Below are 13,940 nucleotides of genomic sequence, written 5' to 3' on the forward strand. Positions count from 1 at the left end.
CGCGATGCGCCTGAAAACTCGGGTGCCGTGCCACAGATCGATAAAGGCACGACACCGGGCGGTCAGCCTGGCTGACCCGCCTCGAATAACGCCATGGCCTCGACATGTGCTGTCTGCGGGAACATGTCGAGGATCCCGGCCCTTTTTAACCGGTAACCCTGCTTGATCAACTCAAGCGTATCGCGGGCCAGGGTCGCCGGATTGCACGACACATAGACCAAGCGCTTTCCACCCAGTGCTGCGATATTTCTGACGACTTCGTAGGCACCGTCTCGGGGTGGGTCCAAGAGTACCGCAGAAAAGCCTTCCGTCGCCCACCCGGACGCTGCCAGCGGTTGGGATAAATCCGCCTGAAAACAGCGAACATTATTCAAATTATTGCTACGGGCATTGGCAGCGGCCCGTTCGACCATTGCCTGCACCCCTTCCACGGCCACCACCTCGGCGGCCTTCTGCGCAAGCGGCAGGGCGAAGTTGCCCAGGCCGCAGAACAGGTCCAGCACGCGCTCGTCATTCTGCGGGGCGAGCCAGTCGAGGGCCTGTTCGATCATCGCCGTATTGACGCCGGCGTTGACCTGGACGAAATCGCCCGGGCGATAGGCCAGGGTCAGGTTCCAGGGCTGCAGTTCGAACCCGAGGGACTGCTCCGGTTCCACCGACCAGGGCTCGCCTTCGCCTTGCAGCCAGAGCTGCACGCCAGCTTCGGCGCAGAAGGCTTTCAGCTTGCCGAGGTCCACCTCGCCCAGCGGTGCGGTGTGGCGCACCAGCATGGCCAGGGCGGTACCGCTGAACAACTCGACGTGCCCTACCACCTGGGGCTTGCCCAGGCTCTGCAACAGCAGCGGCAGATGGCGCAGCACCGACTGCAAGGGCTGTACCAGCACCGGACAGTCGTCGATGGCGATGATGTCCTGGCTGGCTTCGGCGCGGAAACCGACGTCGAGTTTCTTCGTCTTGTGATCCCAGCGCACCGCAATCCGGGCCCGGCGGCGATAGCCGAATTCCGGCCCGCTCAAGGGCGCGGCCCATTGCTCGGGCACGACACCCGCCACCCGCTGCAACTGTTCGGCAAGCAGGCGCTGCTTGAGCTGAAGCTGATCGTCATGGGACAGGTGCTGCAGGTTGCAGCCGCCACAACGCTCGAAGTGCCGGCAGGGTGCCGCGCGGCGCTGGGCACTGGCGCCGAAGACCCGCTCCAGGCGGGCCTCGACCACCTTGCCATGGGCATTGAGCACTCGCGCCTCGACCTCTTCGCCCGCCAGCGCACCGCTGACGAACCAGGTGCGGCCGTCGAGGAAGGCGATGCCGCGGCCATCGCCAGCCAGGCGCTCGATGGTCAGGCGCTGCTTCTTGCCCGTCGGCACCTGGGGCGCACGGCTGCCGCCGGCCGGCTGGAAGCGCAGGCCGCCGTTACGTTTACCTTTGGACATCAGCGATCCGCGTCGAAAATGCCGGTCGACAGATAGCGGTCGCCACGGTCGCAGATGATTGCCACCATGGTCGCGTTCTCCACTTCGCGGGACAGGCGCAGCATGGCTGCCACTGCACCACCGGACGACACGCCGCAGAAAATGCCCTCTTCCCGGGCCAGGCGACGGGTGGTTTCCTCGGCTTCGCTCTGGGCCATGTCGACCACGCGATCGACGCGCTCGGCCTGGAAGATCGACGGCAGGTATTCCTCGGGCCAGCGACGGATGCCCGGGATGGCCGAGCCCTCCATCGGCTGCAGGCCGACGATCTGCACCTGCGGGTTCTGCTCCTTGAGGTAGCGCGAGCAGCCCATGATGGTGCCGGTGGTGCCCATGGAACTGATGAAGTGGGTGATGTTGCCGCCGGTCTGGCGCCAGATTTCCGGGCCGGTGCTGACGTAGTGGGCCTCGGGGTTGTCACCGTTGCCGAACTGGTCGAGGACCAGGCCGCGACCTTGGTCACGCAGGCGCTCGGCCAGGTCACGGGCACCTTCCATGCCCTCTTCCTTGCTGACCAGGATCAGCTCGGCACCATAGGCGGTCATCGCCGCCTTGCGTTCGGCGCTGGAGTTGTCGGGCATGATCAGGATCATCTTGTAGCCCTTGATCGCCGCCGCCATGGCCAGGGCGATACCGGTGTTGCCGGAGGTCGCCTCGATCAGGGTATCGCCCGGCTTGATCTGACCGCGCAGCTCGGCACGGGTGATCATCGACAGCGCCGGACGGTCCTTGACCGAACCCGCCGGGTTGTTGCCTTCGAGTTTCACCAGGAGAGTATTGCTGGTGTCGCCGGCCATGCGTTGCAGGCGGACCAGGGGGGTATTGCCGACGCAATCGGCGATGGTGGGGTACTGCAAGGTCATGGCGTTTTCGCAATCCAGACTCACGGGGCCGCCTATCATACCGGCAAACCGTCGCACTCCATATCACGCAATCTGCGAGGTTTATAGCGGATCGCTATAAGCCTCGGCGACAGCCTGTCGCTTGCGCCGCCAGCAGGCGAATATTCAGGCGCAGGCCCCGTGTCCCGTTCTGCGCCCAAAGTCGGCCACCCTGGCGCTGCACGGCATTGCGGGCGATGCTCAGGCCCAGGCCGAAGCCACCATCGCCGGGGCGCGAGCCGTCCAGGCGGGTGAAAGCAGCGAATATCCGCTCCAGCTCCGTCTCGTCCACGCCACCGCCCTCGTCTTCCAGCCAGAGCAGCCAGTGCTCGCCCTGGCGTTGGCCGCCGAGGCGGACCAGGCCGCCCGCCGGTGAGTGACGGATGGCATTGCGCAGTATGTTTTCCAGGGCCTGGGCGAGGCTGTCGAGATGGCCCTGCACCCAGCAGTCGTCACCCACTTCGCACAGCAGTTGTGTTCGCGGCCAGCCACTTTCGAAGCAGGCATCCTCGCAGAGCATTTCCCACAGAGCGGCGATGCCGATCGGCTCGCTGGGCAGCGGCGCACGCTCGGCATCCAGCCAGGCCAGTTGCAGGGCATCCTCGACCAGGCGCTGCATGCCTCGCACCTCGCGCCGCAAACGCTCGCGCAGCCGTTGCCCATCCTGCTCGCTATCGCTGGCCACCTGCAGCCGGCTCAGTGGCGTACGCAACTCATGGGACAGGTCGCGCAACAGTTGCTGCTGCAAGGCCACGGTGCCCTGCAGGCGCTCGGCCATATCGTCGAAGGCCCGGCCCAGTTCACCGAACTCGTCATGGCGGCTGGTGGTGGCGCTGGCCACCCGTGCCGTCAGTTGCTCGGCGCGCCAGGCATTGGCCTGGTCGCGCAGTTGATGCAGCGGGCGGATCAACATCCGGTACAGGCCGAAGCAGAACAGCAGGGTCAGCAGCCCGGGGATCAGGCCGTTGGTGACCATGCGCCAGAACAGCAGGTTCCAGCGGTCGGGGACCAGCCGCTGGGGCAACTCGATGACCAGGCTGCCGAGGGACGAGTCGCCGGGAAACGGTACGCGCATCCACGGCGCGGTGCTGGAATGGCGGCTGACCGGACGATCCACGCCACGCAGGTTGGTCAAGCGCTCGACCTGGGCATCGCTCAGCGGAAGGCTGCCCAGCGGTTGCAGGTCTGGCCCGATCACGGCGATAAAACCCTGTTCACGCTCGCGCATGCCGCCCAGCCACAGATCGATACCCGCCGTGCCGCCGCTCAACAGGGCACGCTCGGCCTCGGCGGCATACCCTTCGAGCAGTTCCCGCGCATGCGGGGCCAGGTAGGCATTGCGCACTTCCATCTGCCGGCCCCAGGACAGGCTCAGGCCAATCAGCAGCAGGCAGAAGCCCACCATGAGGATCGCCAGTTTCCAGAACAGCGAATGACGATTGGGCAACTCACGCGTCCTCGCCGGCGCCAAGCATGTAGCCCTGGCCCCATACGGTGCGAAGCTGGCGCCCCTGGTAGCCGATGGCCTTGAGCTTGCGCCGGATCTGGCTGACATGCATGTCCAGGCTGCGGTCGTGGCGCGAGTAGCCGCGCTGCAGCACATGCTGGTAAAGGAAGGGCTTGCTCAGCACCTCATCGGGGCTGCGCTGCAGGGTTTCGAGCACCCGGTACTCGCTGGGCGTCAGGCCGGCCCATCGGCCATCGTGGCACACATCGCTGGCCTTCTCGTCGAATTGCAGTTCGCCGCCCGGCGCCCTGGTTGCCGGCCACTGTCGACGTTCCAGATCGACCCGGCGCAGGATCGCTTCGATGCGCACCCGCAGCTCGGCCATGCTGAATGGCTTGGGCAGGTAGTCGTCGGCGCCGCGCTGGAAGCCGGTGATGCGGTCCGCCTCTGCCCCGAGCGCCGACATCATGATCACCGGCGTGCTGCTGCGCTCGCGCAACTGCACCAGGGCGTCGAGGCCGGTCATGCCCGGCAGCAGGATATCCATCAGCACGACGTCGAAATGCTGCTGGCGCGCCTGGTCCAGGCCGTCACGGCCGTTGCGGCACCAGGTCACGAGAAAACCACTACGCTGGAGTTGCTCGTGAAGATAGGCACCAAGCACCGGATCGTCCTCGATCGCGAGAATGTTGGGATTGCGGATGACGTCGGGATTCATTGGCGGCTGCTAGCAATTCTCAATCGCGCGATTATTTAGCAATTGCTTTCCCCAGGCAACCCGATCCGGGTACAAGGGAGGGTTCATCACGGAGCGATTAACCAGTGCAATACCTCGATACACGCGGTAGCTTTCTGTCCATACAGCGCCGCGCAGACACAGGAGACCGGGCGTGCTGAATCGATTTGGAATCAGGACCCGCGTGCTGCTGCTCGCCGTGGTGCCCGCCGGGACCATGGCCCTCGTGCTTGGCGGCTATTTCACCTGGCTGCAGCAGAACGAACTGCAGACCCAGTTGCTCCAGCGCGGACAGATGATTACCGAGAGCCTGGCGCCCCTTGCGGGCCCGGCCCTGGCACGCAAGGATCGCGCGCAACTGGAACGCATCGCCGCGCAGACCCTGGAACAGGCCGATGTCCGCGCCGTGTCCTTCCTCAGCCCCGACCGCGGCAGCCTCGCCCACGCCGGGCCGAGCATGCTCAACATGCCGCCGGCCGGTGGCGGTACGCAGATGCTCCAGCGCTCCGGCAGCGATGCCACCCGCTACCTGCTGCCGGTGTTCGGCCATCATCGGGACCTGGCCGACGATCCCGTGCCCCATGAAACCGATCGCCTGCTGGGCTGGGTCGAGATCGAGATATCCCATGGCAGCACGTTGCTGCGCGGTTACCGGGCGCTGTTCGCCAGCCTGCTGCTGATCCTGCTCGGGCTGATGGCGACCACCCTGATCGCCCTGCGCATGAGCCGGGCGATCAATGGCCCGATCGGGCAAATCAAGCACGCGGTCAGCCAGCTCAAGGACGGCAACCTTGAAGAGCGCCTGCCGAGCATGGGCAGCTATGAACTGGACGAGCTGGCCGCCGGCATCAACCGCATGGCCGAGACCCTGCACAGCGCCCACGAAGAGTTGCAGCACAGCATCGACCAGGCCACCGAGGACGTACGGCAGAACCTGGAAACCATCGAGATCCAGAACATCGAACTCGACATGGCGCGCAAGGAAGCGATCGAGGCGAGCCGGATCAAATCCGAGTTCCTCGCCAACATGAGCCACGAGATCCGCACGCCGCTCAACGGTATCCTGGGCTTTACCCATCTACTGCAGAAAAGCGAGCTGACCCCGCGCCAGCACGACTACCTCGGCACCATCGAGAAGTCCGCCGACAGCCTGCTGGGGATCATCAACGAGATCCTCGACTTTTCCAAGATCGAGGCCGGCAAGCTGGTGCTGGAGAGCATTCCGTTCAACCTGCGCGACCTGATCCAGGACACGCTGACCATCCTGGCGCCCCAGGCGCATGCCAAGCAGCTGGAGCTGGTCAGCCTGGTCTATCGGGACACGCCGCTGTCGCTGATCGGCGACCCGCTGCGCCTGAAGCAGATCCTTACCAACCTGGTCAGCAACGCGATCAAGTTCACCCGCGAGGGCACCATCGTCGCCCGCGCCATGCTCGAGGACGAGCGCGAAGACTCGGTGCAGTTGCGCATCTGCATCCAGGACACCGGGATCGGCCTCTCGGCCCAGGATGTGCGAGCCCTGTTCCAGGCGTTCAGCCAGGCCGACAACTCGCTGTCGCGCCAGGCCGGCGGTACCGGGCTGGGCCTGGTGATCTCCAAGCGCCTGATCGAGCAGATGGGTGGCGAGATCGGTGTCGACAGCACGCCGGGAGAAGGCTCGCAGTTCTGGATCAGCCTGAGCCTGCCACGGGCCCGCGACACCACCGAGGACCAGCCACTGCCAGCCCTGCACCAACGGCGCACGGCGATCACCGACAACCACGAACTGGCGCGCCAGGCGCTGGAGCACCAACTGGAAGATTGCGGCCTGGCGGTCAGCACCTTCGGCACTCCCGAGCAACTGCTTGGCGCGGTCGAGGCCGCCCATCTGGCCGGGCAGCCGTTCGAACTGGCGGTGCTTGGCGTCAACCTGCACGACATGGCTCCGGAAAGCCTCGGCCAGTTGATCCAGCGCCTGGAGCGGTTCGCCTGCCAGGCCCTGGTGCTCTGCCCGACCACCGAACAGACCCTGTATCACCCGTTCCTGCCCAATGCCCATGGCCAGTTGCACGCCAAGCCGGCGTGCACGCGCAAACTGCGCCGCGCCCTGCTCGAACTGGTCCAGCCGCGGCGCAGCCAGGGCGAGCTCAAGGCAATACCGGGCCAGCGCCTGCCAAAGGTGCTGTGTGTCGATGACAACCCGGCCAACCTGCTGCTGGTGCAGACGCTGCTGGAAGACCTGGGCGCCGAGGTACTGGCGGTAGACAGCGGCAAGGCGGCGCTCCAGGCGGTGCAGCAGGACAGTTTCGACCTGGTGCTGATGGACGTGCAGATGCCGGGCATGGACGGTCGCGAATGCACCGAGCAGATCCGCCGCTGGGAAGCCGGTCACGGCGGCCAGGCGCTGCCCATCGTCGCCCTTACCGCCCACGCCATGGCCAATGAAAAGCGCGCCCTGCTGCACAGCGGCATGGACGACTACCTGACCAAGCCGATCAGCGACCGGCAACTGGCCCAGGTGGTGCAGAAATGGACCGGGCTGACCGTCCACGTGACCCGTGACGAGCGCAGCAGCACCAGTGCTTACGGCGGCAGCGAACTGAAGGTACTGGACCCGGAGGAAGGCCTGCGCCTGGCCGCCGGCAAGCCGGACCTGGCGGCGGACATGCTGGCGATGCTGCTGGCCTCGCTGGAGTCGGACCGCCACGCCATCCGCGCCGCCCGCGATACCGGCGACCGCGCGGCGACCATCGAGCGCGTGCACCGGCTCAACGGTGCCACCCGCTACTGTGGCGTGCCGCAATTGCGTGCGGCCTGCCAGCGCAGCGAAACGCTGTTGAAGCAGGACGACCCGCAGGCCCAGCAGGCCCTCGACGACCTGGAGCGGGCCATCGACCGGCTGACGCACGTCGCACGCCAGAGCGCCTGACCCAGGGCAAGGCGCCAGGACGCCACTTGGCTACACTGGCGGTTCGACCGTTAGGGAGCATGAACGATGCGCGTCCTGTTTTTCAGCAGCCAGTCCTACGACCAGAACAGCTTCACCGCCGCCCGGGCGGTGGACGGGCTGGAGCTGCACTTCCAGCCCGCCCGCCTGAACGAGGACACCGCCGCCCTCGCCGCCGGTCATGAAGTGATCTGCGCCTTCATCAACGATGACCTCTCGGCGCCAGTGCTGGAACGCCTGGCCGCGGCCGGCACGCGCCTGATCGCCCTGCGCTCGGCCGGCTACAACCATGTCGACCTGGCGGCGGCGCGACGCCTGGGCCTGAGCGTGACCCGGGTCCCGGCCTATTCCCCGCATGCCATTGCCGAACATGCGGTGGCGCTGATCCTCGCCCTGAACCGGCGCCTGCACCGCGCCTACAACCGCACCCGCGAAGGGGATTTCAGCCTGCACGGGCTGACCGGCTTCGACCTGCACGGCAAGACCGTGGGCGTGGTCGGCACCGGGCAGATCGGCCTGGCCTTCGCGCGGATCATGGCCGGTTTCGGCTGCCAGTTGCTGGCCCATGATCCGTATCCGAACCCGCAGGTCGAGGCCCTGGGCGCGCGCTACCTGCCGCTGGACCAGCTGCTGCGCCAGTCCAATATCATCAGCCTGCATTGCCCGCTGACCCCGCAGACCCGGCACCTGATCAATATCGAGAGCCTGTCCGGACTTCAGCCCGGCGCCATGCTGATCAACACCGGGCGCGGCGCCCTGGTGGACACCCCGGCGCTGATCGAGGCGCTGAAAAGCGGCCACCTGGGCTACCTGGGCCTGGACGTCTACGAGGAGGAAGCGCAGATCTTCTTCGAGGACCGCTCCGACCAGCCGCTGCAGGATGACGTGCTGGCGCGGCTTCTGACCTTCCCCAACGTGATCGTCACCGCGCACCAGGCCTTCCTGACCCACGAGGCGCTGGCCGCCATCGCCGCGACCACCCTGGACAACATCGCCCGATGGATGGTCGGTACGCCGCAGAATCTGGTGGAGGGATAGGGTAGGATACGCGGCAAATTTGGAGGCCCCATGGTCGAACACGATTTCCGCTACACCCTCTTCAACCCGCAACACACCCTGATCGAATGCCGCGCGCTGGCGCCGGGCCGTTACCAGGTTACCGGCAACGGCGGCTCGATCCAGAAAGGCGACGTCCTGCTGGTCACCCTCAAGGGCAGCAAGGACCTGTCGATGCGCCTGGCCGTGGACAACGTCCGCCACCTGATCAACCCACGCGGCCAATGGGTCGCCACGGCCAATGGCCCGGCCTTCGGCGAGCTGGCCATTCACCAATGGAAAGTAGAGTGCAATAGCTGCGATGCCGAGCTCGAATTCGAGTTCGCGGTAGACGCCAAGCTGGGCAAGAAAGCCCAGCAACCGGCGGCCGTGGCGCGGATTGCCGAACTGGGCTGGGCGACCAAGGGTGACAAGCACCTGTGCCCGAAATGCCGGGAGCAGGCGCAGTGAACAAGCTGCTGATGAGCGGCGCGTTGCTGGCGGCCCTGGCGGGCTGCGCGGCCGAGCCGGTGAAGCTGCAAAAGGAACGCAGCTACGTGCTGGAGTGGATCGGCGAACGTCCGCTGATGGACTACAGCCACCTGACCCTGACCCTCGCCGATGATGGCCGGGCCTATGGCAATGCCGGCTGCAACCACTGGTTCGCCCAGTACAGCCTGCAGGGCCACCATCTCAGCTTCGGCACCATCGGCAGCACCCGCAAGCTCTGTGTACCGGCGCTGATGGAGCAGGAAAAGCGCTTCCTGGAAGCGCTGGCCAAGGTGGAGCGCTGGGATATCTCGCCGATCGAGCAGGTCAGGTTCTGGCCGGCCGACGGCAAGCCGCTGCGGTTCTGGCCGGAAGAAGGCTGAGGGGGTTCTCCCGGGCCTCATCGCCGGCAACGCCGGCTCCCACAAGGTCTGCGATGTACGCGGACATTGTGGGAGCCGGCGTTGCCGGCGATGAGGCCCGGGAGAACAATCCGACTTCAGGCGCCCTTGAGCGCCTTGATCTTCTCTACCAGCCCCGCCTTCGTCTGCTCGCCCATCAACTGCTCACGCACCTTGCCCTTGTCGTCGATGATGTAGGTCACCGGCAATCCTTCGCTGCGCGGCAGGTCGTAGCGCTCGGCCGGGTCCTGGGCCAGTACGGTGAAACCGATGCCCATGGTGTCCACGGATTTCTTCAGTTCCTCGCCCTGCAACCCGTCGAAGTTCACCCCGACCACGGTCACACCCTGGCCCTGCCATTCCTGGGCGAACTGGTTCAGTTCGGGAATCTCCACCCGGCACGGGCCGCACCATTCGGCCCAGTAGTTGAGCACCACCCAGCGCCCGTCGAGTTGCTCGGCTTTCACCGTGTTGCCGTTCTGGTCCAGGCCGTAGTCCGCACCGCAACCACCGAGCATCAGGCTCATGCTGATGGCCAGGGCTGCTGCCAAACGCCTTGTCATGGGTCAATCCTTCTTCAAGATTCAGGCAAAATGCCGGTTTGCTGCGGTTAGAATACCCGCCACTCACAGCCGGATGCGACCCTGACATGACCGACCTGACGCTTTACCACAACCCGCGCTGCTCCAAGTCCCGCGGTGCCCTGGAACTGCTCGAAGCACGGGGCCTCGCGCCCACCGTCGTGCGCTACCTGGAAACCCCGCCGGATGCGGCAACCCTCAAGGCCCTGCTCGGCAAGCTGGGCATCGGCGCGCGCCAGCTGCTGCGCAGCGGTGAAGACGAGTACAGCAGCCTCGGCCTGGCCAACCCGGCCCTGACCGATGCACAACTGATCGCCGCCATGGTCGAGCATCCCAAGCTGATCGAACGGCCGATCCTGGTGGCTGGCGACAAGGCGGTGATCGGTCGTCCGCCGGAAAAAGTGCTGGAGATCCTGTCGTGAGCCAGCCCTACATCCTGATCCTCTATTACAGCCGCCACGGCTCCACCAGCGAAATGGCCCGGCAGATCGCCCGCGGTGTGGAACTGGCCGGCCTGGAGGCCCGGTTGCGCACGGTGCCGGCGATCTCCACCGAATGCGAAGCGGTAGCGCCGTCGATCCCGGAGACCGGCGCGCTCTACGCCACCCTCGACGATCTGCGCAATTGCGCTGGCCTGGCCCTGGGCAGCCCGACCCGCTTCGGCAACATGGCCGCGCCGCTCAAGTACTTCATCGACGGCACCAGCAGCCTGTGGCTGAGCGGCGGCCTGGTGGGCAAGCCGGCAGCGGTGTTCACCTCCACTGCCAGCCTGCACGGTGGCCAGGAATCGACCCTGCTGTCGATGCTGCTGCCGCTGATGCACCACGGCATGCTGATCATGGGCCTGCCCTACAGCGAGTCGGCGCTGATCGAGACCCGAGGCGGCGGCACGCCCTATGGTGCCAGTCACCATGCCGGCGCCGATGGCAAGCGCGACCTGGATGCCGACGAAATCGCCCTGTGCCGTGCACTCGGCCAGCGCCTGGCGAGCACCGCGAAACGGCTGGAGAACGGGCGTGGCTAAAAAGCCGAAGGTCCTGCCGCCGCTGCAATGGCTGGAGCCGCGGGTACGCCTGACCCGCGCCCTGAGCCTGGCGGCCTTCGCCAGCCTGGTGCTGTTGCTGGTGGTCAATACGCTGTTCTTCACCGACCTGCACGGTGCACGCAGCTGGGTGATCCTGGGCGTGCAACTGCTGCCGTTGGCGCTGGTGGCGCCGGGAATGATCGGCGGCAGCGCGCGGGCCCATGCGTGGATGTGCTTCGTGCTCAACCTGTACTTCATCACCGGGGTGGAAGCGGCCTTCGACCCGGCGCGGGCGCTGTTCGGCTGGCTGGAAGTGGTGATCAGCCTGACGTTGTTCGTCAGTGCGCTGCTGTATATCCGCTGGCGGTTTCAGCTGGATCGCAGGATGGCAGGGGAAGGATCGGTCTGATTTGAGGGCCCTATCGCTGGCAAGCCAGCTCCCACAGGTCCGGTGAACACAGTACCTGTGGGAGCTGGCTTGCCAGCGATGAGGCCCTCAATGGTTGACGGTATGCGCCAGCATCACCGACAACTGGCACAGCGGCCTGCCACTTTCGGCATGCCACTGATTGAAAGCGGCCTGCACCTGCGCCAGGTCCTTCAAGCTGGTCGGCTTCTTGTCGATCACCTCCTGGGCAATCAACGCCGCCGACATGTCGTCGGTCGGGATAAACGTATCCTTGCCCATCATCCGCAGGAACCGCGGTGCCGACAGCCCGCCCAACTGGTTGCCATGCCGGGCCAGGTACTTCCACAACCCGGTGATATCGGTCACTGGCCAGTCGGCGATCAGCGCCGCGAAGCTGCCCTTCTCCTTCTGCACATCCAGCACCATCTGCGCATTGCGCGGCACGCTCTTGAGCTTGCCCAGATGGCGGATCAGGCGGGTGTCCTGCATCATCCGCTCCAGGTGCTCGGCGCCCATCAGCACCACTTTCTCCGGGTCGAAGCCGAAGAACACCTGCTCGAACGCCGGCCATTTGGCGTCCACCAGGCTGTGCTTGAGCCCGGCGCGGAATACGCGCAGGGCCAGGGTCGAGAGGTAGCGGTCGTCACTGATCGCGCGCAGTTGCGCCGAAGTCTTCGGTTGCGGCAGGTACGCTTCCAGCGCGGCGGCGGAGCCGAAGCGGTTCAGGCAATACTCATGCAGCCATTGGTAGTCGCGCATGGGTCAGATATTCAGCACGTCGAGGAAACGCGGGGCCGCGGTCTCGTCGATGCGCAGGCTGGTGAAGTCGAACAGGTTGCGGTCGGCCAGTTGCGACGGCACCACGTTCTGCAGGCTGCGGAAGATGCTGTCGGTCCGCCCGGGTGACTTGCGCTCCCACTCCACCAGCATCTCCTTGACCACCTGGCGCTGCAGGTTTTCCTGGGAGCCGCAGAGGTTGCACGGGATGATCGGGAATTCCTTCATGTCCGAGTAGGCCTGGATGTCCTTCTCCGAGCAGTAGGCCAGCGGGCGGATCACCACGTTGCGGCCGTCGTCGGCCCGCAGCTTGGGCGGCATGGCCTTCATGGTGCCGTTGAAGAACATGTTGAGGAAAAAGGTTTCGACGATATCGTCGCGGTGGTGACCGAGGGCCATCTTGGTCGCGCCGATCTCGTCGGCGAAGGTGTACAGCGTGCCGCGGCGCAGGCGCGAGCACAGCGAGCAGGTGGTCTTGCCTTCCGGGACCAGCTCCTTTACCACCGAGTAGGTGTCCTTTTCGACGATGTGGTACTCGATGCCCAGGGTCTTCAGGTAGGCCGGCAGTACTTCCTCGGGGAAGCCTGGCTGCTTCTGGTCCATGTTCACCGCCACGATCTCGAACTTGATCGGCGCCACTTTCTGCAGGTGCAGCAGAACGTCGAGCATGGTGTAGCTGTCCTTGCCGCCGGACAGGCAGACCATGACCTTGTCGCCATCCTCGATCATGTTGTAGTCGGTGATGGCTTCGCCGGCGAGACGGCGCAGGCGTTTCTGCAGCTTGTTCTGATTGACCGAAAGGGTGCCCATGGCGCTTGAATCCGCGAGGTGTGACAAAAGGCGCGTATTTTACGCACAAACCGCCGCGCGACACAGACCCATCCGATAAAGACTGCAAGGAAATCAAGCACGGCGCTTAGAGCGCGATTTGCTCTAAAAAAGCGGATTTGTGCGACGAACGCCTTCCTATACTGCGACATAAGACCGCAACGATAGCGGCCTGTCCTGTCCGGCCCGTGCCTTGCGGGCTAGCAAGCGCTCCACTGGGGGGCGATTGGAAACGGCGTAGGAGTGATTGGCATGATCCATCACGTTGTTGGGCTGTTCACCCATCCTGACCAGGAATGGCGGGAAATCCGTGGCGAAGAAGAAACCATCAGCCACATGTACCTCACCCACACCCTGATACTGGCAGCCATCCCTGCGGTATCGGCGTTCATCGGCACCACCCAGGTCGGCTGGGTCATCGGCGAGCGCGCACCGGTCATGCTGACCATGGACAGCGCCCTGTGGATGACCCTGATGTCGTACGTCGCCATGCTTGCCGGCGTCGCGGTCATGGGCGCGTTCATCCACTGGATGGCACGCACCTACGATGCCAACCCGAGCCTGGCGCAATGCATCGCGTTCGCCACCTACACCGCGACCCCGCTGTTCATCGGCGGCCTGGCGGCGCTCTATCCGCACCTGTGGCTGGGGATGATCGTCGGCACGGCGGCCATCTGCTACACGGTGTACCTGCTGTATGTCGGGTTGCCGACCTTCATGAACATTCCGTCGGACGAAGGCTTCCTGTTCTCCAGTTCGGTGCTGGCGGTGGGGCTGGTGGTGCTGGTCGCCATCATGGCCTTTACCGTGATCACCTGGGGACTGGGCGTGGGACCGGTCTACACCAATTAGAAAGATGCCAGCATAGGGGCAACACCACGGGCCGCCTTCGGGCGGCCCGATTTCATGTGCAGACGGGCGGTCTCGGCAGCGCTTC

Annotated in this window: 15 protein-coding genes; 8 read left to right on the forward strand and 7 right to left on the reverse strand. The window is 65.3% G+C overall.

Going from position 1 to position 13,940, the window contains the following annotated elements; all coding sequences use genetic code 11:
• Positions 1-62: 62 nt before the first annotated feature.
• From rlmD to ACKLLE_RS24165, 4 genes are all read right to left on the reverse strand, one after another.
• Positions 63-1,430 carry a 23S rRNA (uracil(1939)-C(5))-methyltransferase RlmD gene (rlmD, locus tag ACKLLE_RS24150; RefSeq protein ID WP_420059282.1) on the reverse strand — a complete coding sequence of 456 codons (1,368 nt, stop codon included), beginning with the start codon at positions 1,428-1,430 and terminating at the stop codon, positions 63-65.
• A complete protein-coding gene (gene cysM / locus ACKLLE_RS24155; RefSeq protein ID WP_037059881.1) occupies positions 1,430-2,332 on the reverse strand; it encodes a cysteine synthase CysM in 903 nt (300 codons plus the stop codon). Before cysM ends, rlmD begins: the two co-directional genes overlap by 1 nt.
• A gap of 94 nt (positions 2,333-2,426) precedes the next feature.
• A complete protein-coding gene (locus ACKLLE_RS24160) occupies positions 2,427-3,755 on the reverse strand; it encodes a HAMP domain-containing sensor histidine kinase (protein ID WP_420059297.1) in 1,329 nt (442 codons plus the stop codon).
• 43 nt (positions 3,756-3,798) lie between these two features.
• A complete protein-coding gene (locus tag ACKLLE_RS24165; RefSeq protein ID WP_064305018.1) occupies positions 3,799-4,515 on the reverse strand; it encodes a response regulator transcription factor in 717 nt (238 codons plus the stop codon).
• A gap of 172 nt (positions 4,516-4,687) precedes the next feature.
• On the opposite strand from ACKLLE_RS24165, the gene ACKLLE_RS24170 reads away from it, so the two are divergent.
• The 4 genes from ACKLLE_RS24170 to ACKLLE_RS24185 all read left to right on the forward strand — a co-directional run bounded on the left by ACKLLE_RS24170 (position 4,688) and on the right by ACKLLE_RS24185 (position 9,366).
• On the forward strand, positions 4,688-7,441 hold the full coding sequence (locus ACKLLE_RS24170; RefSeq protein WP_420059283.1) for a response regulator: 2,754 nt from the start codon (positions 4,688-4,690) through the stop codon (positions 7,439-7,441).
• Between the two features lie 66 nt (positions 7,442-7,507).
• A complete protein-coding gene (locus tag ACKLLE_RS24175) occupies positions 7,508-8,497 on the forward strand; it encodes a 2-hydroxyacid dehydrogenase (protein ID WP_420059284.1) in 990 nt (329 codons plus the stop codon).
• A gap of 30 nt (positions 8,498-8,527) precedes the next feature.
• Positions 8,528-8,965 (forward strand): hypothetical protein, encoded by a 438-nt coding sequence (locus ACKLLE_RS24180; RefSeq protein ID WP_064305021.1) that lies wholly within the window; start codon positions 8,528-8,530, stop codon positions 8,963-8,965.
• Positions 8,944-9,366, forward strand: coding sequence for an META domain-containing protein (locus ACKLLE_RS24185; RefSeq protein ID WP_420059285.1), 423 nt, complete (start codon positions 8,944-8,946; stop codon positions 9,364-9,366). Before ACKLLE_RS24180 ends, ACKLLE_RS24185 begins: the two co-directional genes overlap by 22 nt.
• 116 nt (positions 9,367-9,482) lie before the next feature.
• Here the strand turns inward: ACKLLE_RS24185 and ACKLLE_RS24190 are convergent, their stop codons facing one another.
• Positions 9,483-9,947, reverse strand: coding sequence for a TlpA disulfide reductase family protein (locus ACKLLE_RS24190; RefSeq protein WP_009397982.1), 465 nt, complete (start codon positions 9,945-9,947; stop codon positions 9,483-9,485).
• A gap of 86 nt (positions 9,948-10,033) precedes the next feature.
• Between ACKLLE_RS24190 and arsC the strand changes: the two genes are divergently transcribed.
• From arsC to ACKLLE_RS24205, 3 genes are read left to right on the forward strand one after another with little or no spacing between them, the layout of a single operon-like run.
• Positions 10,034-10,387 carry an arsenate reductase (glutaredoxin) gene (arsC, locus tag ACKLLE_RS24195; protein ID WP_420059286.1) on the forward strand — a complete coding sequence of 118 codons (354 nt, stop codon included), beginning with the start codon at positions 10,034-10,036 and terminating at the stop codon, positions 10,385-10,387.
• The gene (gene wrbA / locus ACKLLE_RS24200) at positions 10,384-10,989 is read left to right on the forward strand and encodes an NAD(P)H:quinone oxidoreductase (RefSeq protein ID WP_064305024.1); all 606 of its coding nucleotides are present in this window, start codon (positions 10,384-10,386) and stop codon (positions 10,987-10,989) included. Before arsC ends, wrbA begins: the two co-directional genes overlap by 4 nt.
• Positions 10,982-11,398 carry a DUF2069 domain-containing protein gene (locus tag ACKLLE_RS24205; protein ID WP_420059287.1) on the forward strand — a complete coding sequence of 139 codons (417 nt, stop codon included), beginning with the start codon at positions 10,982-10,984 and terminating at the stop codon, positions 11,396-11,398. Before wrbA ends, ACKLLE_RS24205 begins: the two co-directional genes overlap by 8 nt.
• Positions 11,399-11,485: 87 nt before the next feature.
• Here the strand turns inward: ACKLLE_RS24205 and ACKLLE_RS24210 are convergent, their stop codons facing one another.
• Positions 11,486-12,157: a DNA-3-methyladenine glycosylase I gene (locus tag ACKLLE_RS24210; RefSeq protein ID WP_064305026.1), complete on the reverse strand. Its 672-nt coding sequence runs from the start codon at positions 12,155-12,157 to the stop codon at positions 11,486-11,488.
• A 3-nt stretch (positions 12,158-12,160) separates the two neighbouring features.
• Positions 12,161-12,985, reverse strand: a complete 825-nt coding sequence (gene ttcA / locus ACKLLE_RS24215; protein WP_009397987.1) for a tRNA 2-thiocytidine(32) synthetase TtcA — start codon at positions 12,983-12,985, stop codon at positions 12,161-12,163.
• A 270-nt stretch (positions 12,986-13,255) separates the two neighbouring features.
• Here ttcA and ACKLLE_RS24220 point away from each other — a divergent pair, with 270 nt between their 5' ends.
• Positions 13,256-13,855, forward strand: coding sequence for a Yip1 family protein (locus ACKLLE_RS24220; RefSeq protein WP_064305027.1), 600 nt, complete (start codon positions 13,256-13,258; stop codon positions 13,853-13,855).
• Positions 13,856-13,940 lie beyond the last annotated feature (85 nt).

This window comes from Pseudomonas bharatica (genome assembly GCF_048586865.1).
GTDB lineage: Bacteria > Pseudomonadota > Gammaproteobacteria > Pseudomonadales > Pseudomonadaceae > Aquipseudomonas > Aquipseudomonas bharatica.

Coding starts and splice junctions, on each gene's coding strand:
- ACKLLE_RS24180 (WP_064305021.1), top strand. CDS start 8,528: ATGGTCGAACACGATTTCCGCTACACCCTCTTCAACCCGCAACACACC.
- rlmD (WP_420059282.1), bottom strand. CDS start 1,430: ATGTCCAAAGGTAAACGTAACGGCGGCCTGCGCTTCCAGCCGGCCGGC.
- ACKLLE_RS24175 (WP_420059284.1), top strand. CDS start 7,508: ATGCGCGTCCTGTTTTTCAGCAGCCAGTCCTACGACCAGAACAGCTTC.
- ACKLLE_RS24210 (WP_064305026.1), bottom strand. CDS start 12,157: ATGCGCGACTACCAATGGCTGCATGAGTATTGCCTGAACCGCTTCGGC.
- cysM (WP_037059881.1), bottom strand. CDS start 2,332: ATGACCTTGCAGTACCCCACCATCGCCGATTGCGTCGGCAATACCCCC.
- ACKLLE_RS24160 (WP_420059297.1), bottom strand. CDS start 3,755: ATGGTGGGCTTCTGCCTGCTGCTGATTGGCCTGAGCCTGTCCTGGGGC.
- ACKLLE_RS24190 (WP_009397982.1), bottom strand. CDS start 9,947: ATGACAAGGCGTTTGGCAGCAGCCCTGGCCATCAGCATGAGCCTGATG.
- ACKLLE_RS24185 (WP_420059285.1), top strand. CDS start 8,944: ATGCCGGGAGCAGGCGCAGTGAACAAGCTGCTGATGAGCGGCGCGTTG.
- ttcA (WP_009397987.1), bottom strand. CDS start 12,985: ATGGGCACCCTTTCGGTCAATCAGAACAAGCTGCAGAAACGCCTGCGC.
- ACKLLE_RS24165 (WP_064305018.1), bottom strand. CDS start 4,515: ATGAATCCCGACGTCATCCGCAATCCCAACATTCTCGCGATCGAGGAC.
- ACKLLE_RS24220 (WP_064305027.1), top strand. CDS start 13,256: ATGATCCATCACGTTGTTGGGCTGTTCACCCATCCTGACCAGGAATGG.
- arsC (WP_420059286.1), top strand. CDS start 10,034: ATGACCGACCTGACGCTTTACCACAACCCGCGCTGCTCCAAGTCCCGC.